This is a genomic window from Polynucleobacter sp. MG-28-Ekke-A2 (genome assembly GCF_035012985.1).
GTDB lineage: Bacteria > Pseudomonadota > Gammaproteobacteria > Burkholderiales > Burkholderiaceae > Polynucleobacter.
The window spans coordinates 23,886-50,664 of record NZ_JAYGQU010000001.1; the positions used below are offsets into that span (position 1 = coordinate 23,886).

Sequence of the window (26,779 nt, forward strand, 5' to 3'; positions counted from 1 at the left end):
CTCTTAAAGGGGTCGATTGTGATCAACATCTATAGGGCGACGTTGCGGCGCAAGCAAGATGCGAGTGGCTAGCGGCCAAAGCATCGCTTCAATCAAAGCCTGGATTGCGCCAGTTAAAGCCCACCAATAGAGCTCACCGCTGAGCAGCCAATGGGCGAGCACAGGAAATAGCGATACCAATAAGAAAATGGGAAGTAGGTGTAGGGCTTGCGAAAGAACGGTGAGAGCCACAATGCGCCTGTGCCATGAGATAGCAAGGTAGGCGACTAGGGAATAACTAAAGGCGTGCAATCCTAATAAATCGGAATTATGTACATCGATCATCAAGCCCAAAATGAAGGCGGTGATGACGCTGACATAGCGATGTTGATGAATGTTCCAAAACACAATACACAGGATTAACCAATCTGGCACCCAACCGTAATTACCAATGGGCAATAGGTTTAATAGCAGCGCACAAAATAAGCTGAAATAAATGAAGACCGGATTTACCGGGCGCAGAATATAGCCGCTCTGGAAATCGATCATTGCATACCTCGCGCACGCGTTTGGCGTCTGCCGGGTGTATTGCTTAGTGGTGCACCAGAAGTGGATTTGCTATTCACAGTTGCCGCTTTGGCATCAAGTTGCGGATCGTACAACAGTGCAAGCGCTTGACGATAGCGATTTACTGCCGCAACGGGAACACAAAAGACGTTAGAAGAGTTCTTATCAACATTGCGCTCTATTTTGCTAATCACTGCTACTGCAAACCCTGGGGGGTAAACGCCATCAATGCCCGAGGTCAGCAAAATATCGCCAACCTCCAAATCGCTGGCTACCGGTAAATAGCGTAGCTCCAATGGATTGCCACGCCCCGCGCCAAATACAGCCGCACGAAGGCCGTTGCGGGCCACTTGAACTGGAACCGCAAAATCACGGTCTTCCAGCAGGGAAACCTCGGCAGAGCGCTCATAGAGGCGAACCACTTGACCCAAAATGCCAGAATCATTGGCAATCGGATTGCCAAGCTTTAGGCCATCATTGCTGCCACGATTGATTACGATGCGCTGCGAGATTGGATTGGGTGGATTAAATAGAATTTCTACCGGTAATGTTTTGAATGGAACCTGTTTTTGCAAAGTCATAAGCTCGCGCAGGTTTTGGTTTTCCACCATCAAAAATTCAGATTGATTTGCCAGCAAAGAAAGCTCTGCTTGACGTACTTTCATTACTTGGTTTTCTTGATCAAGAGTTGATCGGGTGGTGAAATATTCTGATGTTGCTTCGAAGGCGTTACGCGGTGCCATCATCACATATTCAAGAGGACGCAAAATCCAGTTGACATTATTGCGAATGGGGTCGAGTGCTTTGAAACGAAAATCGATCAGCATCAGAGCGATGCTGATCGACAGACAGACAATCAGTTTAAGTAAGGCCGGAATGCCCTGTCTGAAAAGTGGTGGAGCGCTATGTTGCAATTCCCTGGTCGACGTGTATGTCGCTTACTCGTGCGAGAACACTCCGCCTAACTTATCCATGCGCTCGAGTGCGATACCGCAACCACGAGCCACGCAAGTTAAGGGATCTTCTGCCACATGAATTGGCAAACCAGTTTCTTCAAGCAAGAGGCGATCGAGGTCGCGCAATAAGGCTCCGCCGCCAGTAAGCATCATGCCGCGTTCAGCAATATCGGACGCCAACTCTGGTGGAATTTGCTCGAGAGCTGCTTTTACCGCAGTCACGATTTGATTCAATGGATCAGTCAACGCTTCCAGAATTTCATTGCTTGTAACAGTGAAGCTACGTGGAATACCCTCAGAAAGATTGCGACCTTTAACTTCCATCTCGCGCACTTCAGCGCCAGGGAAAGCGGAGCCAATTGTTTTCTTAATCAGTTCAGCAGTTTGTTCGCCAATCAACATCCCGTAGTTACGACGAATGTAATTGGTAATCGCTTCATCAAACTTATCGCCACCAACACGAACAGAGCCTTTGTAAACCATGCCGCCTAATGACATCACGCCAACTTCAGTTGTACCGCCGCCGATGTCTACAACCATCGAACCCGCAGCTTCTGAGACAGGCAAGCCAGAACCAATTGCAGCTGCCATTGGTTCTTCAATGAGGAACACTTGCGATGCGCCAGCACCTAATGCAGATTCGCGAATCGCACGACGCTCAACTTGGGTAGAACCACAAGGAACGCAAATGATGATGCGTGGGCTAGGCTTTAGTAATTTGCTTTCGTGCACAAGCTTGATAAATTGCTTGAGCATTTGTTCGGTGATGGTGAAGTCGGCAATTACGCCATCTTTCATTGGGCGAATGGCCTCAATATTCCCTGGAACCCGACCCAACATCGCTTTTGCCTCTTTGCCGACGGCCAAAATGGTCTTTTTGCCGTTTGGACCGCCTTCTTGGCGAATTGCCACAACCGAAGGTTCATCGAGGACAATACCCCGCTCACGCATATAAATTAAGGTGTTGGCGGTTCCTAGGTCGATGGCTAGGTCATTGGAAAAGTAGCTGCGGAAAAAACCGAACATGATGTAGTGGGAAAATAGAAAGTGTTAATGAAAATATATAGGAATGATACTCTCGTCCCATGAAACTTGATGATGTCCAGCGCATTGCGCACCTATCTAGGCTTGAGTTAAATCAGGCAGAAGCCGAGGCAGTTTTGCCTCAATTACAGGCCATTTTTTCTTTGGTTGAGGAAATGCAGGCCGTGGATACCACTGGTCTTGAGCCATTGGCTCACCCAATCCTCTTTTTGCGGGATTTGGCCCAGCCCATGCGCGTTGATCAAGTTACTGAATCAGATCATCGTGCCGAAAATATGCAGTCAGCCCCTGCTCAGCATGACGGCTATTTCTTGGTGCCAAAGGTGATCGAATGAGTTGGCACAACACCCCTATCGCCTTAATGGCAAAAGCACTTGCTGCAAAAGAGGTATCCAGTACAGAGCTAACCCAGTACTTCTTAGACCGTATTGAGGCTGGAAAACAGTGGAATGCCTATCTTGATGTGAATGCTCACTTAAGCTTAGAGCAAGCAAATAAAGCAGATCAGTTAATTTCATCTGGTAAAGCTGGTAAGTTAACCGGCATTCCTGTGGCTCATAAAGATGTCTTTGTAACCCGGGGTTGGAATTCGACCGCAGCCTCCAAAATCTTGGCTGGCTATCAGAGTCCTTTCGATGCCACGGTAGTAGCGAATCTGGGAATTCCAGATGAAGACAATCCCCATGGCGCTGGCATGGTTTGTCTTGGCAAAACCAATATGGATGAGTTCGCAATGGGCTCTTCTAATGAAAACTCCGCCTTTGGGCCGGTCTTAAACCCTTGGAATGCTGCTCACGTAGCTGGTGGTTCGTCAGGGGGCTCTGCTGCAGCTGTTGCTGCTGGTTTGGCTCCGATCGCTACCGGAACAGATACAGGCGGATCAATTCGTCAGCCGGCTGCTTTTTGCGGCTTAACTGGAATTAAGCCGAGTTATGGGCGAGTGTCACGCTACGGCATGATTGCTTACGCTTCATCGCTCGATCAAGCTGGGCCGATGGGCAAGACTGCAGAAGACTGCGCCTTGTTGCTGTCTGCAATGTCTTCGCATGATCCGCGTGACTCCACCTCTTTGGCTGACTCTGGTGAAGATTACGGTCGTTACCTCAATCAACATTGGAAGAAAGGCAATGCCAATCCCGCAAAACCATTGGAGGGTTTGCGTGTTGGTTTACCTAAAGAATTTTTTGCAGAAGGTTTAGCCGCTGATGTTGCTAAATCCGTTACTGAAGCCACTAAGCTTTTAGAAAATTTAGGCGCTACATTAATTGAAGTCAGCTTGCCTAAAACCAAGTTATCCATACCGGTGTATTACGTTTTAGCGCCAGCAGAAGCATCGAGTAACTTGAGTCGCTTTGATGGTGTGCGTTATGGGTATCGTGCCAATGAGTATCGTGATCTCAATGATATGTATGCCAAGTCACGCACCGAAGGTTTTGGTGAAGAAGTGAAGCGCCGCATCATGATTGGAACCTATGTGCTATGTCATGGTTACTATGATGCTTACTATCTTCAGGCACAAAAAATTCGTCGCATTATTGCAGCGGATTTTCAAGCTGCATTCAATCAGTGCGATGTCATCCTGGGGCCTGTAGCCCCTGATGTGGCTTGGCGTTTGGGCGAGAAATCTAAAGATCCCGTGCAAATGTATTTAGAAGATATTTATACGCTCTCTACTAACTTGGCAGGCTTGCCAGCGATGAGTGTCCCTTGTGGATTTAATACAAACAACTTGCCAATTGGCATGCAGCTCATTGGTAATTATTTTTCTGAAGCGCGCTTGTTGCAAGTGGCTCATCAATATCAGCAAGCCACTGATTGGCATTTGCGTCCAGCAAGTGAGGTGGCATGATGCAATGGGAAGTCGTTATTGGTCTAGAGACCCACGCGCAGTTGCAAACTCAGTCCAAGATTTTTAGTGGCGCAAGTACGCGCTTTGGCGCCGCGCCAAACACGCAAGCGTGTGCGGTGGATTTAGCATTGCCTGGCGTTTTGCCTGTACTTAATCGTCAAGCGGTAGAGCATGCGATTCGATTTGGTTTAGCAGTAAATGCGAAGATTTCTCCAGCAAGTATTTTCGCTCGCAAGAACTATTTCTATCCTGATCTGCCTAAGGGCTATCAAATCAGCCAGATGGAGATCCCGGTGGTTGTTGGCGGTCATCTGGAGATCTTGGTCGGGGATGAAATAAAAGTAGTTGAACTCACTCGCGCCCATATGGAGGAGGATGCTGGTAAATCAGTCCATGAAGAAGGCTTTACAGGCCCTCATGGCGAGCCCTCTAGCGGGATTGATTTGAACCGCGCCGGCACACCACTCCTCGAGATTGTTACTGAGCCAGTGATGCGCAGTGCCGCTGAGGCCGTTGCCTATGCCAAGGCTTTGCATGGCTTGGTGGTGTGGCTGGGAGTTTGTGACGGCAATATGCAAGAAGGCTCTTTCCGTTGCGATGCGAACGTTTCTGTTCGCCCTAAAGGCCAGGCTGAATTCGGTACCCGTTGCGAAATTAAAAACTTGAACTCCTTCCGCTTTTTGGAAGAGGCCATTCAGTACGAAGTGCGTCGTCAAATCGAGTTGATTGAGGATGGCGGTACCGTTGTTCAAGAAACCCGACTTTACGATCCTGATCGTCAAGAAACCCGCAGTATGCGCAGTAAAGAAGATGCTAACGACTATCGCTACTTCCCCGATCCTGACTTATTGCCCGTTGTGATTGATGATGCATGGATTGCAGATGTGCGCAGCAAGATGCCCGCATTACCTGCTCAATTACGCGAGCAATGGCAAACCGAGTTTGGCTTAAGTGCATACGATGCGCAGCTACTAACGCAGGACCGAGACACCGCAAAAGTATTTGAAGAGCTATTAGTAATTGTAGGTAAGCCATTGGCAAAAGCCGCAGCCAATTTAATTGCTGGCGAGTTTGCTTCATCCTTAAATCGTGCAGGTATTGCTACTGCTGACGCGCCATTAAAAGCGGAGCATTTGGCGCCATTACTAACGCGTGTGGCTGATGGCACTATCTCCAACAAGATCGCTAAAGATATCTTTGCCATTCTTTGGGAAGAAGCGATTGCAGGTAAAGCTATTAGCACGGTTGATCAAGTCATTGACGCCAAAGGGCTGAAACAAATTAGTGATAGCGGTGCTATTGAGGCCATCATTGATCAGGTATTAGCGGCTAACCAGAAATCGGTTGAAGAGTTCCGCTCAGGCAAAGAGAAGGCGTTTAACGCTCTCGTTGGCCAGATCATGAAAGCCTCTCAAGGCAAAGCAAACCCTGGTCAGGTAAACGAGCTCTTACGTAAAAAGCTTGGTTAACCAAAGAACATATTTAGAAAGAAATACATGAGTGCAATCGATCCAAAGCAAGCCGAACAAGAAGAATTGGTTGCAGAGTGGTTACGTGTAACCCCAGGCTTCTTTGAGCGTTACGCTGATCTCTTTAATGAGATTCGGATTAAGCATCCACATGAGGATCGTGCGATCTCTTTGCAAGAACGTCAGATGACGGTATTGCGTACACAGAACCAAGAGCTCAATCGTCGCTTAAGTGAGATGTTGCACTTTGGAAGTCGTAATGACAAAACCCAACAAAGTTTGGTTGCTTGGTTATTGCGTTTGATGAAGGCCAACAATAAGGCTGATGTGGAGTCTGCGATAACTTCGGGCTTAGCCGAAGTATTCGAAGTAGAGTCTGCACAATTACTATCGCCTAACTCTGCTTTTGGCCCTTGGGTAGATGCCCCGTTATGCGGCTCTGCTAAGGAGTTGGCAGCAGCTAGCGTAGATTTGTTAGCAAGCCAGACAAGCATTAATCCTGAATGGCAAAGCATGGTGGCCATTGGGTTGCCATTAGGCAAAAGTATTGGTGCCGCTCAATCGCCCGCGGTGTTGCTGTTAGCCAGTAAGGATGAATCCCGCTTTACGGCGGATATGGGCGCTTTCTATTTGCGTCAAATTGCCGAATTAACTGCTGCAGCTTTGGATCGTATCCAGGCTTATGAAATTAAAGTCGACTGAACTACATCCTCTCATGCAAGAGTATTTGCATGAGTTACATGTGTTGCGTCAACTTTCGCCGCATACGCTTAAAGCGTACGGCATGGACCTGAGTGACCTGCAAAACTTTGCTCTTGAAGACAGTATTGAGTTGTTAAGAGTGAGTAACGGCCATGTACGTCGTTGGGCCGGCCGCTTACATTCCAAAGGTAAATCTTCAAGAAGTATTGCGAGAGCCCTTTCAGCATGGCGAGGATGGTATGACTGGCTTACTGAAAAAGATGCCAGGCGCGATGCCCGTGCTGGCAAGGTAGCAAGCAATTTAATTGCCAATCCGGTTGACGACGTCAAGGCACCTAAGCGTCTGAAGTCTTTACCCAAGGCCTTATCCGTCGAGCAGGCGCTTTCCTTGGTAAACCAAGCAGTCAAAGAGGCCGAAGAAAAAAAGGATTTGGAATCCATCCGCGATGCTGCCATTATTGATTTGTTGTATTCCTCTGGCTTGCGCCTTTCAGAGCTATTGGGGATTGATGTAATGCAAAGCAAAGATCGCCAACAGGAATCTGCTGGATGGTTAGATTGGGATGCTGCTGAAGTAACGGTTTTAGGTAAGGGCGGCAAACGACGTTCAGTGCCCGTTGGTGTGCCTGCGATGAAATCACTTGCTGCGTGGCGAGAGCTGCGCGATGGTGGAACTTATCCAGAAGAATCCATCGCCTTGTTTTTGTCGGCAACAGGTAAGCGCTTATCGCCGCGTACGGTGCAAGCAAGATTGCGTACTTTAGCCATGCGTGCTGGTTTACCCACCCATGTGCACCCTCATATGATGCGCCATAGCTTTGCGAGCCACGTGCTGCAATCCTCACAGGATTTAAGAGCAGTGCAGGAGATGTTGGGGCACGCCAGCATTGCTAGTACCCAGATTTATACGTCTTTAGATTTTCAGCACCTAGCTCAGGCATACGATAAAGCGCATCCCCGCGCAAAGGCTGGCAAAGGCTGAGGAACTCGGTAAGATAGAAGGTTTCCCGCTTTGGGAATTGTTGGCTTTTAGATTTTGATTGGATCATCCATGGCATTAATTCCAGTAACGATTTTGACGGGCTTCTTGGGAAGCGGCAAAACCACTTTGCTTAAACACATCTTGACTGAAGAGCATGGCAAAAAAATTGCCGTCATTGAGAATGAATTCGGTGAAGAGAATATTGATAACGACATCTTGGTGCAAGACAACCAAGAGAACATTGTGCAAATGAGTAATGGCTGCATTTGCTGCACCATTCGTGGCGATCTCGTGGAGGCTTTAAATGAGCTTTGGGAGCAACGCAAAGATAAGAAGATTAGCTTTGAGCGTGTTGTGATTGAAACCACAGGCGTTGCTAATCCTGGCCCCGTCGCTCAGACATTCTTTATGGATGATGATGTGGCAGACCATTATGTTTTGGATGCTGTAGTGACCCTGGTGGATGCCAAGCACGGTCAGCAACAACTCAATGAGCATGAAGAGGCTCAGCGCCAAGTTGGCTTTGCCGACCAAATCTTTATTACTAAGACCGATTTAGTGACGCCTGCTGAAGTAGATGCCTTACGTAATCGCCTGATGCATATGAACCCAAGAGCGCCTATTGCAGGCATTTCTAAGGGCGTGGTGCCCTTGAATGCTGTCTTAGACCTCAAGGGCTTCAATCTCAATGCCAAGTTGGATATTGACCCCCATTTCTTAGAGCAGGACGATCATGACCATGCTGATTGCGGTCATGACCATAGTCACGATCATGATCACAGTACCTGTGGCCATGATCATAGTCACGACCACCAGCACCAACACCATGGCCATGCTGGCCATACTGATCGCATCCAATCCTTTGTTTTTCGTAGTGATAAACCCTTTAATCACAAAAAGTTGGAAGACTTCCTGGGGGGCATTTTGGAGGTCTTTGGAGAGAAGATGTTGCGCTATAAAGGCGTGCTCTATGTGAAGGGAAGTAGCCGAAAAGTAGTGTTCCAGGGCGTTCACCAGATGATGGGCAGTGATTTAGCTGGCCCATGGGGCACAGAACCCAAGCAAACCCGTATGGTCTTTATAGGCATCGATTTGCCCAAGGACACCCTATTGGCAGGGCTTGAGGGCTGTTTGGCCTAGCAAGATTCGGGTACAATCCGCCGCCACGGCCCATATTGATGAATATTAATAAAAGGGCCGTAAAAGTTTGGCAGAATGAGGCAATAATGCTTCAAACCAGGAAAGAATGAGATGACGGTAAAAACAGCAACAAAACCAGCAACCGCTGCAAAAGCTAGTAGCAAGGCTGCGAGCGCTAAGGTTGCAAAAGGCGCTCCATTAACTGAGGCAGAGTTGCTCAAGATGTCCGACAAGGACTACATGAGTGCTGCGCAGTTAGATTTTTTCCGTCAAAAACTGCTCACTCTTAAAAACGACATTTTAAAGAATGCCTCTGAGACAACAGAGCATCTGCGTGAAAATATTTTGGTTCCTGATCCTGCCGATCGTGCAACGATTGAAGAGGAGCATGCATTGGAACTGCGCACGCGTGATCGTGAGCGCAAGCTGCTCAAAAAAGTAGAGCAAGCATTGGCGCGCATTGAATCTGGCGACTATGGATGGTGCGAAGAAACTGGTGAGCCAATCGGCTTGAACCGTTTAATTGCAAGGCCTACAGCCAATTTATCTCTTGAGGCTCAAGAGCGTCGTGAACTCCGTCAAAAATTATTTGGCGAATAAATTTTAAGTAGCGATGACTAAGCATTTACCAACTATTAGTGATATCTCTCCTTTATTAAAGGCGGAGATTCTTGCTGAGGCTTTGCCTTATATTCGTGCGTATCACGGCAAGACTATTGTGATTAAGTATGGCGGAAATGCCATGGTGGAAGAACGTCTCAAGGAAAGTTTTGCGCGTGACGTGATCTTGTTAAAGCTTGTTGGCATGAATCCAGTAGTAGTTCATGGGGGAGGCCCACAAATTGATGAGGCCTTGAAGAAGATTGGTAAGACCGGTACTTTTATTCAAGGTATGCGCGTAACCGATGAAGAAACCATGGAAGTAGTGGAATGGGTTCTAGGCGGCGAGGTGCAGCAGGATATTGTGATGTTGATTAACCACTTTGGCGGCCAGGCTGTTGGCTTGACTGGTAAAGACGGCGGATTGATTCACGCTAAGAAAATGAAGATTCCTAGTGATACAGAGCCGGGCAAGATGGTGGATATCGGTTTTGTTGGTGAGATCGAGGCAATTAATCCTGCGGTGGTTAAAGCTTTGCAAGACGATGCGTTTATTCCGGTAATTTCTCCTATTGGCTTTAGTGCAGAAGGCCAGGCTTACAACATTAACGCTGACTTGGTGGCTGGCAAGATGGCTGAAATTCTTCACGCGGAGAAGTTGGTCATGATGACTAACATTCCGGGCGTGATGGATAAAGACGGTAAGTTACTGACAGATTTAACTGCGCGAGAAATTGATGCGCTCTTTGCTGATGGCACTATTTCTGGCGGTATGTTGCCCAAGATTTCTTCCGCATTAGATGCCGCTAAGAGCGGTGTCAATTCAGTGCACATTATTGATGGCCGCATTGAGCATTCATTATTGTTAGAAATTCTGACCGAGCAAGCATTCGGCACGATGATTCGCTCTAGATAAGCAGATAACCATGAGCGAATCTTTAGAGCCAGTAAACATCAACGACAGCAACGCTGACGCTGGTGTAGCTCGTAAGCGCCCTCGCCCAGGTGAACGCCGCTTACAGATTCTGCAAGTGCTTGCTGAGATGTTGCAAAACCCAAAGGCTGAGCGTGTCACTACAGCCGCTTTAGCGGCCAAGATTGAGGTTTCAGAAGCAGCTCTTTATCGGCACTTCGCCAGCAAGGCGCAGATGTTTGAAGGCCTCATTTCTTTTATAGAGCAAACCGTTTTTGGATTGATTAATCAAATTAATCAAAAAGAAGAATCTGGCCTTGCTCAGGCGCGCGGTATCTTGCAAATGCTTTTATTCTTTGCTGAAAAGAATCCTGGCATGACTCGCGTTTTATTGGGCGATGCTTTATTGCAAGAGGATGATCGTCTTCAAGAGCGCATTACTCAAGTACTTGATCGTGTCGAAGCATCTCTTAAGCAAGCTCTACGTATTGCCCAAACCCAAGGCGGTAATTGGGCTCAGCTAGGCCAAGAAGAGGTCAGCATTCGTGCGGCCATGTTGATGAGTTTTGTTTTGGGTCGTTGGCATCGCTTTGCCCGTAGCGGATTTAAGAAGCTGCCAACTGAAGCCTCCGATGTTAGCCTGCGCCTTCTCCTGTCAGAATGAGCGAGCTACACCTCTCTAGAAATACTATTCATTTTGCCGAGCCCCTGCCTTTGCAGAGTGGCGCCATTTTGTCTGGCTACGATTTAGTGATTGAGACCTACGGCAAACTCAATGCCGATAAAAGTAATGCTGTTCTTGTTTGTCATGCTCTCAATGCATCTCATCATGTAGCTGGCCCAAGCCCAGATAATCCAGAAGACATTGGTTGGTGGGACAACATGATTGGTCCTGGTAAGCCAGTGGATACCGATCACTTTTTTGTCATTGGCGTCAATAATTTAGGCTCTTGTTTTGGTTCTACTGGGCCAATGAGCATCAATCCTACTAATGGCAAGCCATATGGCGCAGATTTTCCGGTGGTCACGGTTGAGGATTGGGTGAATACTCAAGCCCGCTTGGCGGATAAGTTGGGTATTCGTAAATTTGCTGCTGTAATGGGTGGAAGCCTGGGTGGCATGCAAGCTATGGCTTGGGCTATTCAGTTTCCTAAGCGCATAGACCATTGTGTGGTGGTGGCATCTACCCCAAGGCTGAGCGCACAAAACATTGCCTTCAATGAAGTGGCTCGTAATGCCATTCTGTCTGATCCTGATTTTCATGGCGGCAACTACTACGAGCATGGTGTTGTACCAAAACGGGGTTTACGTTTGGCGCGCATGGTTGGTCACATCACCTATTTGTCTGATGATGACATGGCAGAAAAATTTGGACGAGAGTTACAGCGTCCTAATGGCGAGTCAAATGACTATCGCTTCAGCTTTGATGTTGAGTTTGAGGTTGAGAGTTATTTACGTCATCAAGGTGATAAGTTTTCCACCTACTTTGACGCCAATACTTATTTATTGATTACGCGTGCACTAGATTATTTTGATCCGGCACGTCGTTACGATGGCAGTCTGAATCGCGCTTTAGCGGAAGTACAAGCTAAGTTTTTGGTTGTCAGCTTTTCAACCGACTGGCGCTTCCCGCCTGATCGCAGTCGCGAGATTGTGCAATCTTTGCTGAGCAATAAGAGTGAAGTGACCTATGCTGAGATCGATGCGCCCCATGGACATGATGCTTTCCTATTAGATGACGAGCGTTATCACAACCTGGTCCGCGCCTACTTTAAGCAAATGCGTGAGGTTCAAGCATGAGCAATTTTAATAAGCGTGCCGACTTTGCTGCCATAGCTAATTGGATTGCACCCAATACTCAAGTCTTGGATCTCGGTTGTGGCGATGGTAGTTTCTTAGAGTTTTTACAGAAACAAAAACCGGTTCACGCTTATGGCGTTGAGATTGATGATTCACGCGTACTCTCTTGCGTGCAAAAGGGCTTGAATGTCATTCAGCAAGATTTAGAGGGTGGCTTAGCACTCTTTGAAGATGGTAGTTTTGACACAGTTGTGCTGTCACAAACTCTGCAAACTATTCATCAAACTGAAAAGATTTTGCGTGAGGTAGTGCGGGTAGGTAAAGAGTCGGTGATCTCCTTTCCAAACTTCGGACATTGGTCTCATCGATTGGCTGTTGGTCTTGGTCGCATGCCAGTTTCTAAGAGCTTGCCATATCAGTGGTACAACACGCCTAACGTACGAGTGCTCACGGTTGCTGACTTTGAGAAGTTAGCCTCAAGCCTTGGCCTGAAGGTAATCGATCAATGCATCTTGCATGAGGGTCGCCAGGTGACTTTGATGCCAAATTTATTTGGTAGTCTCGCTTTATTCCGCATTCGTCGTGCCTAACAAGCAACTCCATGTAGTGAAGTCCTGGCTTCAAGACTTTCGGGTTTATCTCGAATGGTCTTGTTTGCGCATGTTGTTCTTGGGCTTTTCCGCAGGACTTCCTCTATTACTTATTCTAGGAACTCTGAGCTTTTGGCTGCGTGAAGCCGGCATTGATCGCAGCACCATTGGTTACTTAACTTGGGTTGGTTTGATATATGCTTTTAAGTGGGTTTGGGCTCCGCTTGTTGATCGCTTACAAATCCCGCTCTTAACGCAATTGTTTGGTCGCCGTCGCAGCTGGTTACTCTTTGCGCAAGCACTCATCATTTTGGGTCTGGTCGGTATGTCGACTTTAGATCCCAAGCTGGCACTCAATTCCATTGTTTGGTGTGCGCTCTTGGTGGCTTTTGGATCTGCCACTCAAGATATCGCATTAGATGCTTTCCGTATTGAGTCGGCCAATGGTGACCATCAAGCAGCCCTTGCTGCTACATATCAAACTGGATATCGTCTTGCCTTAATTTGGGCCGGCGCCGGTGTGCTTTGGCTTGCTGCTCGTGCTGAAACAGGTAGTGGTTACGATGCGGGTGCATGGCAATTTGCCTATCTTTGTATGGCGGCCTCAATTGGGGTAGGTGTAATTACAACCCTTTTAAGCAAAGAGCCTGTGAAGTATGAGTTAGCAAAGGTCCGTACTGCCAAAGCATGGCTATATCAGACCTTAGTTGAGCCTTTTGCAGAATTTATTACACGCTATCGCTGGCATGCTATTTTGATCTTGTCATTAATTGCCATCTACCGTATTAGTGATGTCGTGATGGGCATTATGGCAAACCCCTTTTATGTAGATATGGGTTACACCAAAGATGAGGTTGCTGCAGTAAGCAAAGTGTTTGGTGTAGTGATGACCTTAGTTGGTGCTTTTGTTGGTGGCGTGCTGACACTTCGTTTTGGCGTCCTACGCATTCTGTTTGTAGGTGCAATTCTTTCGGCTGTCAGTAACTTGCTATTTGCTTGGCTAGCTACACAAGGTCATGATCTGCATGGTTTGATTTGGGTGATCTCCGCAGATAACTTAAGCTCTGGCATTGCCAGTGCCGCCTTTATTGCTTTCTTGTCTTCGCTTACCAATATCCGCTACTCAGCCACTCAGTACGCTTTGTTTAGTTCGATGATGTTGCTGCTACCCAAATGGTTGGCGGGCTTCTCTGGAGTGTTTGTTGATAACTTTGGATATCAGGCATTCTTCTATGGCACCGCCATTATTGGCGCCCCAGTCCTACTACTTATTTGGGCAACGATTCATTTCAAGATCGTTCAGATCAAAAAGAAAGGGGAGTAACTTCCCTGGCGACTTTTATTAACGCTTAAAGCTTCCAGTCGTAATCTACGGTAAGTGGTGCGTGGTCTGAAAACTTCTCTTCTTTGTACACCGCAGTTTTCTTGGCGGTAGCGGCAATGCTAGGAGTGGTGATGTGATAGTCAATGCGCCACCCAACATTCTTGGTATAGGCTTGACCACGATTGCTCCACCAGGTGTAGCAAGTTTCAGTTGCCTCTGGCTCTAACTGGCGATAGACATCGACATAACCTACTTTGCTAAATAAGTTGGTAAGCCATGCGCGCTCTTCGGGCAAGAAGCCAGAATTTTTGAGATTGCCTTTCCAGTTCTTCAGATCAATTTCTTGATGGGCAATATTGACATCGCCGCATAGGACAATTTCACGACCTGATTTTTTGAGGGAGATGAGATGCGGCAGAAAGCTGTCGAGGTAGCGATATTTAGCTTCTTGGCGCTCGGGGGAGCTTGAGCCTGAGGGCATATAAACAGATATCACTGATATACCTTTAAAGCGGGCTTCAACATAGCGCCCTTCAGCATCAAACTCTTCATTGCCATAGCCGTACAAGACCTCATCTGGCTTATGGGGCGTATAAATACCGCAACCGCTGTAGCCCTTTTTCTCCGCATGATGGAAGTAGCCATGCATGCCGTCGGGATTCAGAATGGCGTCCTCTAGATCATCGCGCTGAGCCTTAAGCTCCTGCATACAAATGAAATCAGCCTTTTGCTTCACAGCCCATGGCAGAAAGCCTTTTTTGACTGCGGAACGGATACCGTTGAGGTTCGCGGAAATGATGCGTAACATGTAGGCCTATGAGCTCAAATAATTCAAATCAAGATAACTTTATTCGTTTTGCCTTAGAGGCAAAGGTTTTGTCCTTCGGGGAGTTTAAAACCAAAGCGGGAAGACTCTCACCTTATTTCTTTAATGCGGGTGAATTTAATGATGGAGCTCGTCTAAGCGCCTTGGGTCGTTATTACGCCAAAGCCTTGCAGGAATCGGGCATTCAGTTCGATATGCTTTATGGACCGGCATACAAGGGAATCACACTTGCAGCGGCAACAGCCATTGCGCTGGCAGATGATGGGATTAACGTTCCATATGCTTACAACCGTAAAGAAGCTAAGGATCATGGTGAAGGTGGCATGCTGGTTGGTGCGCCAGTAAAGGGCAGGGTTGTTATCATTGATGATGTAATTTCTGCTGGCACTTCAGTTAGGGAATCCGTTGATCTTATTCGCAAAGCGGGAGGAGAGCCTGCAGCGGTATTGATCGCTTTGGATCGTATGGAGCGCTCAGGCAATGCTGTTGAAATTGGAGACAAGTCTGCAGTGCAGGCCGTAGAGCAAGAATTTGGTTTACCGGTGATTGCAATTGCGAATTTAGCCGGCTTAATGTCTTTCTTAACTTCATCAAGCGATGTGCAGTTAACAAACCACTTGCCCTCAGTAAAGGCCTATCGTGAGAAATACGGAATCTAAGAGCAACCGCTTTTAGATTGTTGTTTCACCCTCAAAGACAGTAACGGCAGGCCCGGTCATGATGACGGGCTGAGCAACACCATCAATTACCCCGCCCCAAGCAATCTGCAAATCTCCACCGCGGGTATGTACTTTTACTGGCGAGTCTAGCAAGCCTCTGCGAATCCCTGAAACCACGGCTGCACAAGCGCCGGTACCGCAGGCCAAGGTTTCTCCAGCGCCCCGTTCAAAGACGCGAAGTTTGATTTCATTGCGATTAAGCGCCTGCAGGTAACCCACATTTACTTTTTTAGGAAACGCAGCAAACTTTTCAATTTCAGGACCCTCTTCTAAAACGGGTGCGCTATCGACATCACCAACTACTTGGACGGCATGTGGATTCCCCATTGAGAGGACGCCCACCAAACTATCGTGAGTAGCTGGGTAATTCAAAGGGAGTGCATAGAGGGTTTCTTGAAATTCTTGAACGCTTGCCAAACTAGTCGCATTAAATGGAATATGGCTGTGTTCAAAAATTGGCGCACCCATATCCACCTCCACCTGGCCATCCGGATGGGACTTGAGAGTCAGAACGGTGTGTGCCACTTCCACGCGTAATGGATTCTTATTGGATAGGCCCTGGTCTTGCACAAATCGTACAAAGCAGCGCGAGCCATTACCGCATTGTTCAACTTCACCGCCATCCGAATTAAAAATGCGGTACCGAAAATCAGCATCAGGGCGCGTGGCTTTTTCAACTAGGAGAATTTGATCGGCGCCAATGCCAAATTGACGATGGGCTAAGGCTTGCCATTGCTCCTTGGAGATACCGCTTAAGTCTTGGTCGATACCATTGAGCACAATGAAATCATTGCCGGCACCATGCATTTTGGTGAAGCGAAGCTTGCGTACTGGATTGTTGGTATTGGTGCTCAAAATAATTCCGTTTAATCGTAAAGACTCGGTTCGCCTTCGGGCCTGTGTTTAAAACGCTTATGAACCCAATAGTACTCTGCTGGTCTTTCTTGAACAAGTTCCTCGATATATTGATTTAGGCGAGCAGTATCTTTTTCAACATCATCGCTAGGGAAGTTTGGCAATGGCTCACTAATATGGCAGGTATAGCCTTTACGGTCTTTGTTTAAGGTAGTTGTCATCAAACATACCTCAGCGCCACTGAGTCTTGCCAGGCGCGAGACTGAGGTAATGGTGTTGGTCTGTATGCCAAAGAAAGGGACAAAGACAGAGTCACGTGGACCCAAGTCAATATCAGGGGCAATGAAAATAAAGTTACCCGTTTGAATTTCACGAATCAGGTCACGTAAGCGGCTCTGTCGCTCAATGGACTTCCCACCAAAACGATTTCTCCACTCAATCATTTTTTGATTGAAGAAGGGATTCTTCATGTTTTGATAAAGGCCTGCGCCACGGGGCCAGTCGTGTTGATTGGCCAATACTGACAGCGCCATAAAGCCACCTTCAAGCCCAACAAAGTGTGGATTAATCAGTAGGCGTGGCTTGCGATCTCCCAAAGTAATCGCTGATTCAATGGTGACGATATCGCTAATTTGTTTGCCACTACCCAGCCAAATGCGACTTCTCTCTAATACGCTGCGGCCAAATAATTTCCAATGCTCAATCGCCAGATCATCAAGTTCTTTTTCACTGAGATTGGGAAAGCACAAACGTAAATTAGTCTTCACTACATGGGTGCGACTGTTTGGGATATGGGCGGCAAGCCAGCCTAGGCCATAGCCCACATGGACGGTAATCGTATAAGGCAGGAAGGCAAAGAGACGCAAAAGACTGAGCGCCAAGAAATTGAAGAGGTTTTGTAACCAGGTCATTTCAAAAATGATAGCGAATTTATTTAATTGCTTGGAGGCAATTCTGCACCGGCAGGATGCTTATAGCGGTTGTATGACCAAATGAATTGTTCTGGCGCGACCAGAACTGCATTTTCAATTGCAACGTTGAGTTCTGTGGCGGCAAGATTGGCATCTTCAGATAAAGGCACAAGACGAGTAGCCTGCATGAGCCATCCTTGGCCAATACCTTTGCGCTTAGCGGTAAACATGACTACTGGCGTGTTATTCCTATTAGCTAGACGCGCTGGTAATGGCGTTGTGTAGGCTGGACGCCCAAAGAATGGGACCCAAACGCCTTCGCCACCACTGGGCACTTGATCTGGAAGAATGCCAATCGCTTCGCCTCGGGTGAGCGCTCTAGTCATTTGGCGCACGCCATTGAGGTTGGTCGGCACGAAATGCATATTCGGATAGGCGCGACCTTCTTCTACTACTTCATTGAGCCATTCTTGGCGCGAAGGTCGATAGAGAATCGTTGCTGGGAAATGCTGTGCGAGAACACGTGGAATGATCTCAAAGCCACCAAGGTGAGGAGTCAGCATCACTAAGCCGTGCCCTTCGCCGATCGCTGCCTCAACCACATCCCAGTTTTGCACTTCCACTAATTTCAGTGCTTTTGCAGGGTTGCGCCAAATCCACAAGCTGTCTGAAAACAGCATTCCAGAGGCCCTTACAGCATCCCAAAGCTTGAATGGCAGGCCCCATACATTCACTACCGCTTCGTATTGGGGTTTAAAGAGTGAGCGATATTGCTTGGAGCCAAGGTAAGCCAGCATGCCTAAAAAGGCCCCCATCACTTGCACTAGCGCAAGGGGAAGCACGGCAATCGCATTAAGGCAGAGCTTGAGAAGGAGTTTTCGCACCCCCTAATGATATTCAATGCCGCTCTCAGTGTGTGGATTTCAGGTTGATTTGCTGAATTAAGCACTTTTCAGATAAAATTACCCTATCGCTGAGTTAAGGCAACTTGCAGGGCGATTCATAAATTCTGCTAAAGCGTCGCCGTTGTAGTTCCTGGCACGTCGAGTTGTCCCAATGATCGTGTTAATTATTCAAGGAATATGCAATGGCAAATGATTACTTCTTTACCTCAGAATCCGTTTCTGAAGGTCACCCCGATAAAGTAGCAGACCAAATCTCTGATTCGATTCTCGATGCCATCTTGGCTCAAGATCCGACTGCGCGTGTTGCAGCAGAAACTTTGTGCAACACCGGCTTAGTCGTTTTGGCTGGTGAAATCACTACAAACGCTAACGTTGATTACATCCAAGTTGCACGCAATACTTTGCGTGAAATTGGTTACGACAACACTGACTACGGTATCGACTACAAAGGTTGTGCGGTATTGGTTGCTTACGACAAGCAAAGTCCTGATATCGCTCAAGGTGTTGATAAAGCCCATGATGACGGCTTAGATCAAGGCGCCGGGGACCAGGGCCTCATGTTTGGTTACGCTTGTGATGAAACCGCAGAGCTCATGCCTTTGCCAATTCACTTATCACACCGCTTGGTTGAGCGCCAATCACAATTGCGTCGCGATGGCCGTTTGAACTGGTTGCGCCCGGATGCAAAGTCACAAGTGACCTTGCGCTATGTGGATGGCAAGCCGGATTCTATTGATACTGTTGTGTTGTCTACTCAACACGATGAAGAAATTTCTCTCGAAAAATTACGTGAAGCAGTCATCGAAGAAATCATCAAACCAGTATTGCCTAAGCATTTAATCAAAGGCGCTATTAATTTCTTGGTAAACCCAACTGGACGTTTTGTTATCGGCGGCCCACAGGGTGATTGTGGTTTAACTGGGCGCAAAATTATTGTGGATACCTACGGTGGTGCAGCCCCTCACGGCGGCGGCGCATTCTCTGGTAAAGATCCATCAAAGGTTGACCGTTGTGCTGCATACGCTGGGCGTTATGTTGCGAAGAACGTGGTTGCTGCTGGTTTGGCAAGCAAGTGCTTGATTCAGATCTCTTACGCGATTGGTGTTGCTAAACCAACTTCAGTGATGGTGAGCACTTTCGGTACAGGCAAGATTTCGGATGAGAAGATTGCTCAATTGGTTTCTGAGCACTTTGACTTGCGTCCTAAAGGAATTGTGAAGATGCTTAACCTCTTACGCCCAATTTATAAAAAGACTGCTGCTTATGGCCACTTTGGTCGTGAAGAGCCAGAATTTACTTGGGAGCAAACAGACAAAGCAGCCGCATTACGTGCTGCAGCTGGTCTGTAAGTAGGAAATACGCAGTTTGTAGGTGTATTAAGGCGAAATATGCCGTAATTGTTTACAATTACGGCATACCTTCAAGGAGCGTTGCAAGGAATGCTGAGACCCAGCACTTCCCCAGGCTTGAAGGGAGTGGGCTCTAAGGTAACCCCCAGAGTTTGCTAATTGCAACCGCGCTCGCTAACCCATGATTCAATGGCTAGCGAGTTTCTACTCCAGCATTGGATCGTATTTAGCTGGAGCATTAATGAATACCGTAACTGACTTAAATAACTTTGTTGCAACTCGTTGCGCAATTGCTGATATTTCTTTGGCTGACTTTGGCCGCAAAGAAATCGCTATTGCTGAAACTGAGATGCCTGGCTTGATTGCCATTCGCGATGAATTTGCTGCACAACAGCCATTGCGTGGCGCACGCATTACTGGCTCTTTGCACATGACTATTCAAACTGCGGTATTGATCGAGACGCTTGAAGCGCTCGGTGCTGAAGTTCAATGGGCGTCTTGCAATATTTTCTCTACACAAGACCATGCTGCCGCTGCAATCGCTGCTAATGGCACGCCAGTATTTGCGATCAAGGGCGAAACCCTTGAGCAGTATTGGGACTTTACTCACCGCATTTTTGAGTGGGCTGATGGCGGCTACACCAATATGATTTTGGATGATGGCGGCGATGCTACTTTGTTGTTGCACCTTGGTGCACGCGCTGAGAAAGATCAAGCTTGCTTGAATAATCCAACTAGCGAAGAAGAAACTATTTTGTTCGCAGCCATTAAGAAAAAATTAGAGCAAGATCCAACTTGGTATTCAACACGCTTAGAAAAAGTTAAAGGCGTTACAGAAGAAACCACTACTGGCGTACATCGCCTGTATCAAATGTTTGCTAAGGGCGACTTGAAGTTCCCTGCAATCAACGTAAATGACTCTGTTACCAAGAGCAAGTTCGATAATCTCTATGGTTGCCGCGAGTCCTTGGTTGATGCAATTAAGCGCGCTACTGACGTAATGGTGGCCGGTAAGGTTGCTGTAGTTTGCGGTTATGGCGACGTGGGTAAGGGCTCAGCCCAAGCATTGCGCGCTTTATCAGCTCAGGTTTGGGTGACTGAAGTAGATCCAATCTGCGCATTGCAAGCTGCAATGGAAGGCTACCGTGTTGTGACGATGGATTACGCTGCTGATAAAGCGGACATTTTTGTTTCTGCAACGGGCAACTATCATGTGATTACACATGACCACATGGCAAAGATGAAGAATCAAGCTATCGTTTGTAACATTGGCCACTTTGATAATGAGATTGATGTTGCTGGTATTGAGAAATACAAGTGGGAAGAGATCAAGCCACAAGTTGACCATGTGATTTTCCCAGCCGCTAATGGCAAGCCTGAAAAGCGCATCATCATTTTGGCCAAAGGTCGCTTGGTTAACCTTGGTTGCGGTACAGGACATCCTTCATACGTAATGAGCTCTTCATTTGCAAACCAAGTGATTGCTCAAATCGAATTGTGGAATGCAGTCGGTACAGATAAATACCCAGTCGGCGTTTACACATTGCCTAAGCATTTGGATGAGAAGGTTGCCCGTTTACAGCTCAAGACTCTGAATGCAGAGTTAACAGTGTTGTCTGATCAGCAAGCTTCTTACATTGGCGTAACGAAGGAAGGCCCATACAAGGCTGACCACTATCGTTATTAATCCAGTCACATAGAAACCTAGGCCCAAAATCATGGAATTAAGCGTCGAATTCTTTCCTCCAAAAACACCTGAAGGTGAGAGTAAGTTGCACCTGGTGCGCGAGCGTTTTTCTGAAACGCTCAAGCCCGCCTTTTATTCCGTGACCTTTGGTGCCGGTGGCTCTACTCAGTCTGGCACATTAAAAGTGGTGAGCGATATTCATGCTGCTGGTGCGGCTGTTGCTCCCCATTTGTCTTGTGTCGGTAGCTCACGTGAAAGCGTGCGCGAGATGCTCAAGCAATATCAAGCCTTAGGTGTGAAACGCATTGTGGCTTTACGCGGTGATTTGCCATCTGGCATGGGTCAGTATGGTGAGTTTCATCATGCCAATGAATTGGTTGAATTTATTCGCACAGAAACAGGCGATTGGTTTCATATTGATGTAGCTGCTTATCCAGAAACGCATCCACAGGCAAAGTCGCCTGCTAGTGATATCGATTTCTTTGTGCAAAAGATGAAGGCGGGTGCAAACTCTGCGGTTACCCAGTATTTTTACAACAGCGATGCTTACTTCCGCTTTGTCGACGAGGCTTATGAATTAGGCGTTACACAGCCAATCATTGCTGGCATTATGCCGATTACCAATAGCAGCCAATTATTGCGATTCTCTGATGCCTGTGGCGCAGAAATTCCACGCTGGATTCGTTTACGTCTTCAATCCTACGGTGATGACATTGCGTCTATTCGTGCATTTGGTGAAGAAGTAGTGACCGACTTGTGTGATCAGTTGTTAACTGCCGGTGCACCTGGCATTCATTTCTACTCGCTAAATCAGGCTGATGCAGTTTTAGCGATTGCAGACAATTTGGACTTAACGAAGTAAATCAACTAAGTAAGCCAGACTCCGTCAATAGCATATCCAAGGGCTCGTCATGTGTTTGAGCGGCCCATTGAGAATCATCTAATTTTTGCCAATCAAATCCAATCCCCATGCAAATGAGGCTTGGATTATCTTTTCGTAGTTGGGCTAGGGTTCGATCAAAATACCCGCCGCCATAGCCTAGTCGCCAGTAGTTTGCTTTTCCGCTCACAACAGAGCTAGACCAGCCTACGCACGGAATTAGGATGCAGTCAGGAATAAGTTGTGGCCTGGCGGTGTTTTCTGGACTGGGCTCAGGCACGCCGTGCGCGCTTGGAATTAATGCATCCCCCTCTTGCCACTCGTAGAAATCAAGATGCTTATCTGGACGCGCATAGGGCAGTGCTAAGCGACGCTGTGGGGCATTCTTCATCCAGCTTAATAAAGTTGGGCGTAAATCAATTTCATCTTGAATGGGCCAATAAAGGGCGATTGAGTGAATGGATTTGCCCTCATCGACTAAAAAATGATTGAGACCTGCAATTAGACCTACTTTTGCAGAGGCGTAGCTATTCCCAGAAGTAAATTCTTTGCGTTGTTTTAATAAATCCTGGCGAAGAGTTTTTGGTGAATTACCGTGCATATCGACCATTATCAGGCGAAAATTAAAGGATATAGTAATCAAGTGCTGCCAGGCCTCTAGCCTTGCAAATAGAGATAGGGTTGGATTGGAAGAATGAAGTTTGTAACAGTAAACAGCAAATACCTTGGATGGGCCAAAATTCTGGTTTTGGGCCTAGCCCTAGGCGCGTTCAATTCCTATGCCGAAAAGCTGAAGAAGCCAAGCCTGCCTAAGTCTTATGAAAGCAAGGTAGCCCCTGCTGAAATTACCGATACCGATCGGATATTTATCGATTTGCGCGAAGCTGCAAAAAAGAATGATGTATTTCGTACGCAGCAACTTTCATCTAATTTGGCTAATTACCCATTTGATGACTATGTAGCCTACTTCCGAATCAAGCCGCAATTATTTGATGGTGCTGGCGGTGCACGTAATGACTATGGCGCAGATGCTCAAGTAGTCGCATTCTTAAATCAATACCAAGGTACAGCATTGGCTGACCGTATGCGCAATGATTGGTTATTGGTTTTGGGTAAGCGTAGAGACTGGGCACGCTTTGATGTGGAGTACGCTAAGTTTGTATTGGATGACGATACACAAGTGAAGTGCTATTCCTTGTTGTCTAAATTATCTCAAGGCGAAAACCCAGCTAAATTAGCCATTGATGCACGAGCAGTGTTATTGGACCCAAGCTATTTTGGACAAGCATGCCAAGAATTGGTTCCATCTTTAGTTGCTGCAGGTGGTATATCCCCAAGTGAGGCCAAAGCTATTGGGCGTGCGGCGAGTGAGAAAGGCTACGACACCATGGCACGACGTCTTGGTGGTGAAGATCCGATAGCCGATATTGTTAAAGCTGCAAAGGCTGATCCAGCAAAGGCCTATCGCGACTTTTCTCAAAACGCTTCACGCTATAGCAAAGAAAACCAGGCCGTTGCTTGGGGCGTGATTGGACAATTTTTAGCCAAGAAATTAGATCCTAATGCGGATGATGCCTACCGCTTGCAACAAGAGCTAGGCTATAACGAGCTTCTTTCAGTCGAGTCACAAGAGTGGAAAGTGCGCGCAGGCTTGCGTGCTAAAGATTGGACCTTAATTAAAAATGCGATTGATGGCATGAACCTGGCAGTGCGTGCTAAAGATCCCGCATGGACCTATTGGTATGGTCGTGCATTAAAGGCCGAAGGCCAAGATGCAAAGGCTAAAGACAGTTTTGAAATGATTGCTGACCAATACAATTTTTATGGCCAGCTTGCGCGCGAAGAATTAGGAAAATCCAATAATGCGCCTGCTAAAACGAAAGTGACTGAGCAGGAGATAGATGCGATGGCCAGCCGCAAAGGCTTTATTCGGGGCGAACGCTTATATGCCATGAATCTTCGATTTGAGGGTAATCGTGAGTGGAATTGGGAATTACGCAATATGACTGACAAGCAATTGTTGGCCGCTGCCGAGTATGCAAAGCGAATCAATTTATATGACCGCGTCGTCAACACTGCCGATCGTACCAAGCAAGAGCACGACTTTAGCTTGCGCTACCCAACTCCGTACAAAGAGGAGCTATCTCCGATTGCGCGCCAAATTGATCTCAATCTTGCATGGGCTTATGGCTTGATCCGTCAAGAGTCGCGCTTCATTATGAATGCTGCCTCTTCTGTGGGTGCTTCTGGCTTAATGCAGGTGATGCCGAATACTGCAAAGTACGTAGCCAAGAAAATTGGGATGGCCAATTACACCAATGACAAATTGAGCGATACGAATACCAATTTAACTTTAGGTAGTAATTACCTCAATATGGTTTTGATCGATTTAGATGGATCTTGGGTTTTGGCTTCCGCAGCCTATAACGCAGGCCCTTCGCGTTCAAAGGCTTGGCGGGAAAAATTATCTGGCCCAACAGAGGGGGCTATTTTTGCTGAAACTATTCCATTAACTGAGACACGTGTATACGTGAAGAACGTACTCTCTAATGCAAATTACTATTCATCGGTGATGAGTGGTCAGCCGCAATCTTTAAAGCAGCGCTTGGGTGTCATTACACCGAAGGCTGCTACTCAATCTGAGCTTCCTTAAACAATCAATCACCTAGCTAAGCAAAGAAAGCTTCTTATGAAATATGACATCCTTTTAATCGGGGGCAATGGATTTGTGGGGCGTGTAATTGCTGCACAGCTTCAGCTAGCTGGTTATTCCGCGCTGGTTCCAACGGGTCATTTGGGTGCTGCACGTGAATTGCGTATGTTGCCCCAGGTACACGTCGAAGAGGCTGATGTTCATGAGTTTGATGAGCTGCAGAGCCTTTGTGGGCGCATTAAGCAAAATGGTGCTGTGATCAATTTGGTCGGCGTGCTACACGATAAGCCTGCCAAGCCTTATGGAAAAGTATTTAAGGCTGCCCATGTGGAGCTTCCTAAAAATATTATTACCGCAATGCAGTTGCATGGCTTAAAACGCTACTTACATATGAGTGCATTGGGTGCCGATTCTCATGGCCCATCGATGTATCAGCGCAGCAAAGGTGATGGCGAGGCTGCAGTGAAGGCCAGCAATTTAGATTGGACCATCTTTAGACCTTCTGTCATCTTTGGCGCCCAAGATCAATTTATTAATTTGTTTTCTAAGTTGACTAAGTTATTTCCGGCCATGCCTTTGGCCAATTCCCAGGCGCAGTTTCAGCCGGTGAGCGTAGATGATGTTGCAAGTGCATTTGTTAAATCCTTATCGATGCCTCAAACAATTCGTCATTCCTATGACTTAGTTGGCCCAACGGTTTACACCATGAAAGAGATTGTTGAGTTTGCTGCAAGTAAGGCTAAAACCTCGTGCCTCATTATTCCTGTACCAGCTTTTGTGGGTTATCTGCAAGCATTGGCATTTGAATACTTGCCCGGCCCTACATTGATGTCTCGTGACAATATTGCCTCTATGCAAGTGCCCAATACTTTGCCAGTGAATAGTGTTGATGCGTTGCTGGAAGTATTCAAAATGAGTCGTCGCAGCCTAGAGGGTATGCAGTAATGAAAATCTACGCAGTAGGCGGAGCCATTAGGGACACCCTCATGGGTTTGCCTGTGCACGACATTGATTATGTTGTGGTGGGCTCCAGCGTAGAAGAGATGATTGCTAAGGGCTTTCGTCCGGTGGGCAAAGATTTCCCAGTGTTTTTGCATCCAGAGACGCAGGCTGAATATGCACTGGCGCGCACTGAGCGCAAGACTGGTAAGGGCTATAAAGGCTTTAACTTCCATGCCGATCCTTCCGTCACTCTGGAGCAAGACTTAGAGCGTCGTGATTTAACAATCAATGCGATGGCGCAAGAAGTAGGTGCTGATGGAAAGCCATTTGGGCCGATTATTGATCCTTATAACGGCCAAGAAGATTTAGCTGCCAAAGTATTTCGTCACGTGTCAGATGCATTTGCAGAAGATCCATTGCGTCTCTTGCGTATTGCTCGCTTTGCTGCGCGCTTCCCCGAATTTAGTGTTGCTGCTGAAACGCTCAGTGCTTTAAAAGCGATCGCTCAATCAGGTGAGTTAAATGCTTTATCCGCAGAGCGTATTTGGCAGGAGCTGGCTAGAGGCTTGGTTGCCTCTAGGCCGATGCGCTTGTTTCAAGTCTTATTAGATGCTGACGCAGCCAAAACAGTATTGGCGCCTAGATTGACTGCCGAGCTGTCTGAGGAATCGTTTCGCGAAGAGCTCATCGTCTGTTTTTCCTTAGCTGGAAATAGTATTGAAGAGCGCTGCGCAATTGTCTTAATGAATTTACCTGCAAATGAAATTCGTTCATGGGCTGAATGTGTACGCATGCCAATTGATGTGCGAGATTTCAGTGAAATATTCAGCGATCTTAGGGCCTTGATAAACAAGTATCCCAATGCTTCTTATCAGGCGGTTGACGTTTTGAATTGGTTCAACCGTGCAGATGTTTGGCGTAAGCCAGATCGAGCACAAGCACTTTTGAATCTTGCGGATAAATTGGGAATGCCTGTTTCCCCTTTGACCAATGCAATGCGTACTACTCAAGCCATCAATACAGCCGAAATTATTGCTGGCGTAGCTGCAGAAGATCGATCCAACGGCGAGCGGATTGGCAGCGCATTTGAATCTGCCAGGTTGTCTGCAATTACTATGGCTCTAGCTTCTTAAAACG

The 26,779-nt window shown here is 47.1% G+C and carries 27 protein-coding genes and 1 riboswitch; of the genes, 19 read left to right on the forward strand and 8 right to left on the reverse strand.

The genetic code is table 11. The annotated features are described in order from the left end of the window. Nucleotides 1–3 precede the first annotated feature (3 nt). From mreD to VC188_RS00170, 3 genes are read right to left on the reverse strand one after another with little or no spacing between them, the layout of a single operon-like run. On the reverse strand, nucleotides 4–528 hold the full coding sequence (gene mreD / locus VC188_RS00160; RefSeq protein ID WP_215321165.1) for a rod shape-determining protein MreD: 525 nt from the start codon (nucleotides 526–528) through the stop codon (nucleotides 4–6). Further along, on the reverse strand, nucleotides 525–1,460 hold the full coding sequence (gene mreC, locus VC188_RS00165) for a rod shape-determining protein MreC (protein ID WP_216155289.1): 936 nt from the start codon (nucleotides 1,458–1,460) through the stop codon (nucleotides 525–527). The genes mreD and mreC overlap by 4 nt, the downstream gene beginning before the upstream one ends. 24 nt (nucleotides 1,461–1,484) lie before the next feature. Beyond that, nucleotides 1,485–2,528, reverse strand: coding sequence for a rod shape-determining protein (locus tag VC188_RS00170; RefSeq protein ID WP_068319852.1), 1,044 nt, complete (start codon nucleotides 2,526–2,528; stop codon nucleotides 1,485–1,487). A 59-nt stretch (nucleotides 2,529–2,587) separates the two neighbouring features. Between VC188_RS00170 and gatC the strand changes: the two genes are divergently transcribed. The 12 genes from gatC (at nucleotide 2,588) to VC188_RS00230 (ending at nucleotide 13,915) form a co-directional block, all read left to right on the forward strand. Continuing rightward, nucleotides 2,588–2,881 (forward strand): Asp-tRNA(Asn)/Glu-tRNA(Gln) amidotransferase subunit GatC, encoded by a 294-nt coding sequence (gene gatC / locus VC188_RS00175; RefSeq protein ID WP_215321163.1) that lies wholly within the window; start codon nucleotides 2,588–2,590, stop codon nucleotides 2,879–2,881. Further along, nucleotides 2,878–4,395, forward strand: a complete 1,518-nt coding sequence (gatA, locus tag VC188_RS00180; RefSeq protein WP_323482657.1) for an Asp-tRNA(Asn)/Glu-tRNA(Gln) amidotransferase subunit GatA — start codon at nucleotides 2,878–2,880, stop codon at nucleotides 4,393–4,395. Before gatC ends, gatA begins: the two co-directional genes overlap by 4 nt. Beyond that, on the forward strand, nucleotides 4,395–5,864 hold the full coding sequence (gatB, locus tag VC188_RS00185) for an Asp-tRNA(Asn)/Glu-tRNA(Gln) amidotransferase subunit GatB (RefSeq protein WP_323482823.1): 1,470 nt from the start codon (nucleotides 4,395–4,397) through the stop codon (nucleotides 5,862–5,864). Before gatA ends, gatB begins: the two co-directional genes overlap by 1 nt. Before the next feature lie 27 nt (nucleotides 5,865–5,891). After that, nucleotides 5,892–6,566: a DUF484 family protein gene (locus VC188_RS00190; protein WP_323482658.1), complete on the forward strand. Its 675-nt coding sequence runs from the start codon at nucleotides 5,892–5,894 to the stop codon at nucleotides 6,564–6,566. Next, complete coding sequence (locus VC188_RS00195; RefSeq protein ID WP_323482659.1) at nucleotides 6,547–7,548, forward strand: tyrosine recombinase XerC; 1,002 nt, start codon at nucleotides 6,547–6,549, stop codon at nucleotides 7,546–7,548. The genes VC188_RS00190 and VC188_RS00195 overlap by 20 nt, the downstream gene beginning before the upstream one ends. A 69-nt stretch (nucleotides 7,549–7,617) precedes the next feature. Further along, a complete protein-coding gene (locus tag VC188_RS00200; protein ID WP_323482660.1) occupies nucleotides 7,618–8,688 on the forward strand; it encodes a GTP-binding protein in 1,071 nt (356 codons plus the stop codon). A 222-nt stretch (nucleotides 8,689–8,910) separates the two neighbouring features. Continuing rightward, nucleotides 8,911–9,288 carry an RNA polymerase-binding protein DksA gene (dksA, locus tag VC188_RS00205; protein ID WP_072582887.1) on the forward strand — a complete coding sequence of 126 codons (378 nt, stop codon included), beginning with the start codon at nucleotides 8,911–8,913 and terminating at the stop codon, nucleotides 9,286–9,288. 13 nt (nucleotides 9,289–9,301) lie between these two features. Continuing rightward, nucleotides 9,302–10,204 carry an acetylglutamate kinase gene (argB, locus tag VC188_RS00210; RefSeq protein ID WP_215321158.1) on the forward strand — a complete coding sequence of 301 codons (903 nt, stop codon included), beginning with the start codon at nucleotides 9,302–9,304 and terminating at the stop codon, nucleotides 10,202–10,204. Nucleotides 10,205–10,214: 10 nt separating this feature from the next. Beyond that, the gene (gene slmA, locus VC188_RS00215) at nucleotides 10,215–10,865 is read left to right on the forward strand and encodes a nucleoid occlusion factor SlmA (RefSeq protein WP_216190635.1); all 651 of its coding nucleotides are present in this window, start codon (nucleotides 10,215–10,217) and stop codon (nucleotides 10,863–10,865) included. After that, complete coding sequence (gene metX / locus VC188_RS00220; RefSeq protein WP_323482661.1) at nucleotides 10,862–12,001, forward strand: homoserine O-succinyltransferase MetX; 1,140 nt, start codon at nucleotides 10,862–10,864, stop codon at nucleotides 11,999–12,001. Before slmA ends, metX begins: the two co-directional genes overlap by 4 nt. Further along, the gene (metW, locus tag VC188_RS00225) at nucleotides 11,998–12,591 is read left to right on the forward strand and encodes a methionine biosynthesis protein MetW (RefSeq protein WP_072582609.1); all 594 of its coding nucleotides are present in this window, start codon (nucleotides 11,998–12,000) and stop codon (nucleotides 12,589–12,591) included. Before metX ends, metW begins: the two co-directional genes overlap by 4 nt. Beyond that, the gene (locus VC188_RS00230) at nucleotides 12,584–13,915 is read left to right on the forward strand and encodes an AmpG family muropeptide MFS transporter (protein ID WP_323482662.1); all 1,332 of its coding nucleotides are present in this window, start codon (nucleotides 12,584–12,586) and stop codon (nucleotides 13,913–13,915) included. Before metW ends, VC188_RS00230 begins: the two co-directional genes overlap by 8 nt. 25 nt (nucleotides 13,916–13,940) lie before the next feature. On the opposite strand, the gene VC188_RS00235 is transcribed toward VC188_RS00230, so the two are convergent. Then, nucleotides 13,941–14,723: an exodeoxyribonuclease III gene (locus VC188_RS00235; protein ID WP_323482663.1), complete on the reverse strand. Its 783-nt coding sequence runs from the start codon at nucleotides 14,721–14,723 to the stop codon at nucleotides 13,941–13,943. 8 nt (nucleotides 14,724–14,731) lie between these two features. On the opposite strand from VC188_RS00235, the gene pyrE reads away from it, so the two are divergent. Next, complete coding sequence (pyrE, locus tag VC188_RS00240) at nucleotides 14,732–15,400, forward strand: orotate phosphoribosyltransferase (RefSeq protein ID WP_323482664.1); 669 nt, start codon at nucleotides 14,732–14,734, stop codon at nucleotides 15,398–15,400. Between the two features lie 12 nt (nucleotides 15,401–15,412). Here the strand turns inward: pyrE and dapF are convergent, their stop codons facing one another. The 3 genes from dapF to VC188_RS00255 are packed head-to-tail and all read right to left on the reverse strand — an operon-like array spanning nucleotide 15,413 to nucleotide 18,110. Next, a complete protein-coding gene (gene dapF / locus VC188_RS00245; protein WP_323482824.1) occupies nucleotides 15,413–16,267 on the reverse strand; it encodes a diaminopimelate epimerase in 855 nt (284 codons plus the stop codon). A 59-nt stretch (nucleotides 16,268–16,326) separates the two neighbouring features. Continuing rightward, nucleotides 16,327–17,226, reverse strand: coding sequence for a lipid A biosynthesis acyltransferase (locus VC188_RS00250; protein ID WP_323482665.1), 900 nt, complete (start codon nucleotides 17,224–17,226; stop codon nucleotides 16,327–16,329). Nucleotides 17,227–17,249: 23 nt separating this feature from the next. Continuing rightward, the gene (locus VC188_RS00255; RefSeq protein ID WP_323482666.1) at nucleotides 17,250–18,110 is read right to left on the reverse strand and encodes a lysophospholipid acyltransferase family protein; all 861 of its coding nucleotides are present in this window, start codon (nucleotides 18,108–18,110) and stop codon (nucleotides 17,250–17,252) included. Nucleotides 18,111–18,313: 203 nt separating this feature from the next. On the opposite strand from VC188_RS00255, the gene metK reads away from it, so the two are divergent. The 3 genes from metK (at nucleotide 18,314) to metF (ending at nucleotide 22,029) form a co-directional block, all read left to right on the forward strand. After that, nucleotides 18,314–19,480 carry a methionine adenosyltransferase gene (gene metK / locus VC188_RS00260; protein ID WP_323482667.1) on the forward strand — a complete coding sequence of 389 codons (1,167 nt, stop codon included), beginning with the start codon at nucleotides 18,314–18,316 and terminating at the stop codon, nucleotides 19,478–19,480. A 67-nt stretch (nucleotides 19,481–19,547) separates the two neighbouring features. After that, a riboswitch (S-adenosyl-L-homocysteine riboswitch) is annotated at nucleotides 19,548–19,660 on the forward strand. Nucleotides 19,661–19,721: 61 nt separating this feature from the next. Continuing rightward, a complete protein-coding gene (gene ahcY / locus VC188_RS00265) occupies nucleotides 19,722–21,167 on the forward strand; it encodes an adenosylhomocysteinase (protein WP_215322366.1) in 1,446 nt (481 codons plus the stop codon). 31 nt (nucleotides 21,168–21,198) lie between these two features. Further along, nucleotides 21,199–22,029: a methylenetetrahydrofolate reductase [NAD(P)H] gene (gene metF / locus VC188_RS00270; RefSeq protein ID WP_216190631.1), complete on the forward strand. Its 831-nt coding sequence runs from the start codon at nucleotides 21,199–21,201 to the stop codon at nucleotides 22,027–22,029. Between the two features lies 1 nt (nucleotide 22,030). On the opposite strand, the gene VC188_RS00275 is transcribed toward metF, so the two are convergent. Next, nucleotides 22,031–22,648 carry a 5-formyltetrahydrofolate cyclo-ligase gene (locus VC188_RS00275; RefSeq protein WP_323482668.1) on the reverse strand — a complete coding sequence of 206 codons (618 nt, stop codon included), beginning with the start codon at nucleotides 22,646–22,648 and terminating at the stop codon, nucleotides 22,031–22,033. Between the two features lie 93 nt (nucleotides 22,649–22,741). Between VC188_RS00275 and VC188_RS00280 the strand changes: the two genes are divergently transcribed. From VC188_RS00280 to VC188_RS00290, 3 genes are read left to right on the forward strand one after another with little or no spacing between them, the layout of a single operon-like run. Beyond that, complete coding sequence (locus VC188_RS00280; protein ID WP_323482669.1) at nucleotides 22,742–24,700, forward strand: transglycosylase SLT domain-containing protein; 1,959 nt, start codon at nucleotides 22,742–22,744, stop codon at nucleotides 24,698–24,700. A gap of 36 nt (nucleotides 24,701–24,736) precedes the next feature. After that, nucleotides 24,737–25,645 (forward strand): complex I NDUFA9 subunit family protein, encoded by a 909-nt coding sequence (locus VC188_RS00285; protein ID WP_216190628.1) that lies wholly within the window; start codon nucleotides 24,737–24,739, stop codon nucleotides 25,643–25,645. Beyond that, complete coding sequence (locus VC188_RS00290; RefSeq protein WP_323482670.1) at nucleotides 25,645–26,775, forward strand: polynucleotide adenylyltransferase; 1,131 nt, start codon at nucleotides 25,645–25,647, stop codon at nucleotides 26,773–26,775. Before VC188_RS00285 ends, VC188_RS00290 begins: the two co-directional genes overlap by 1 nt. Nucleotides 26,776–26,779: the final 4 nt, after the last annotated feature.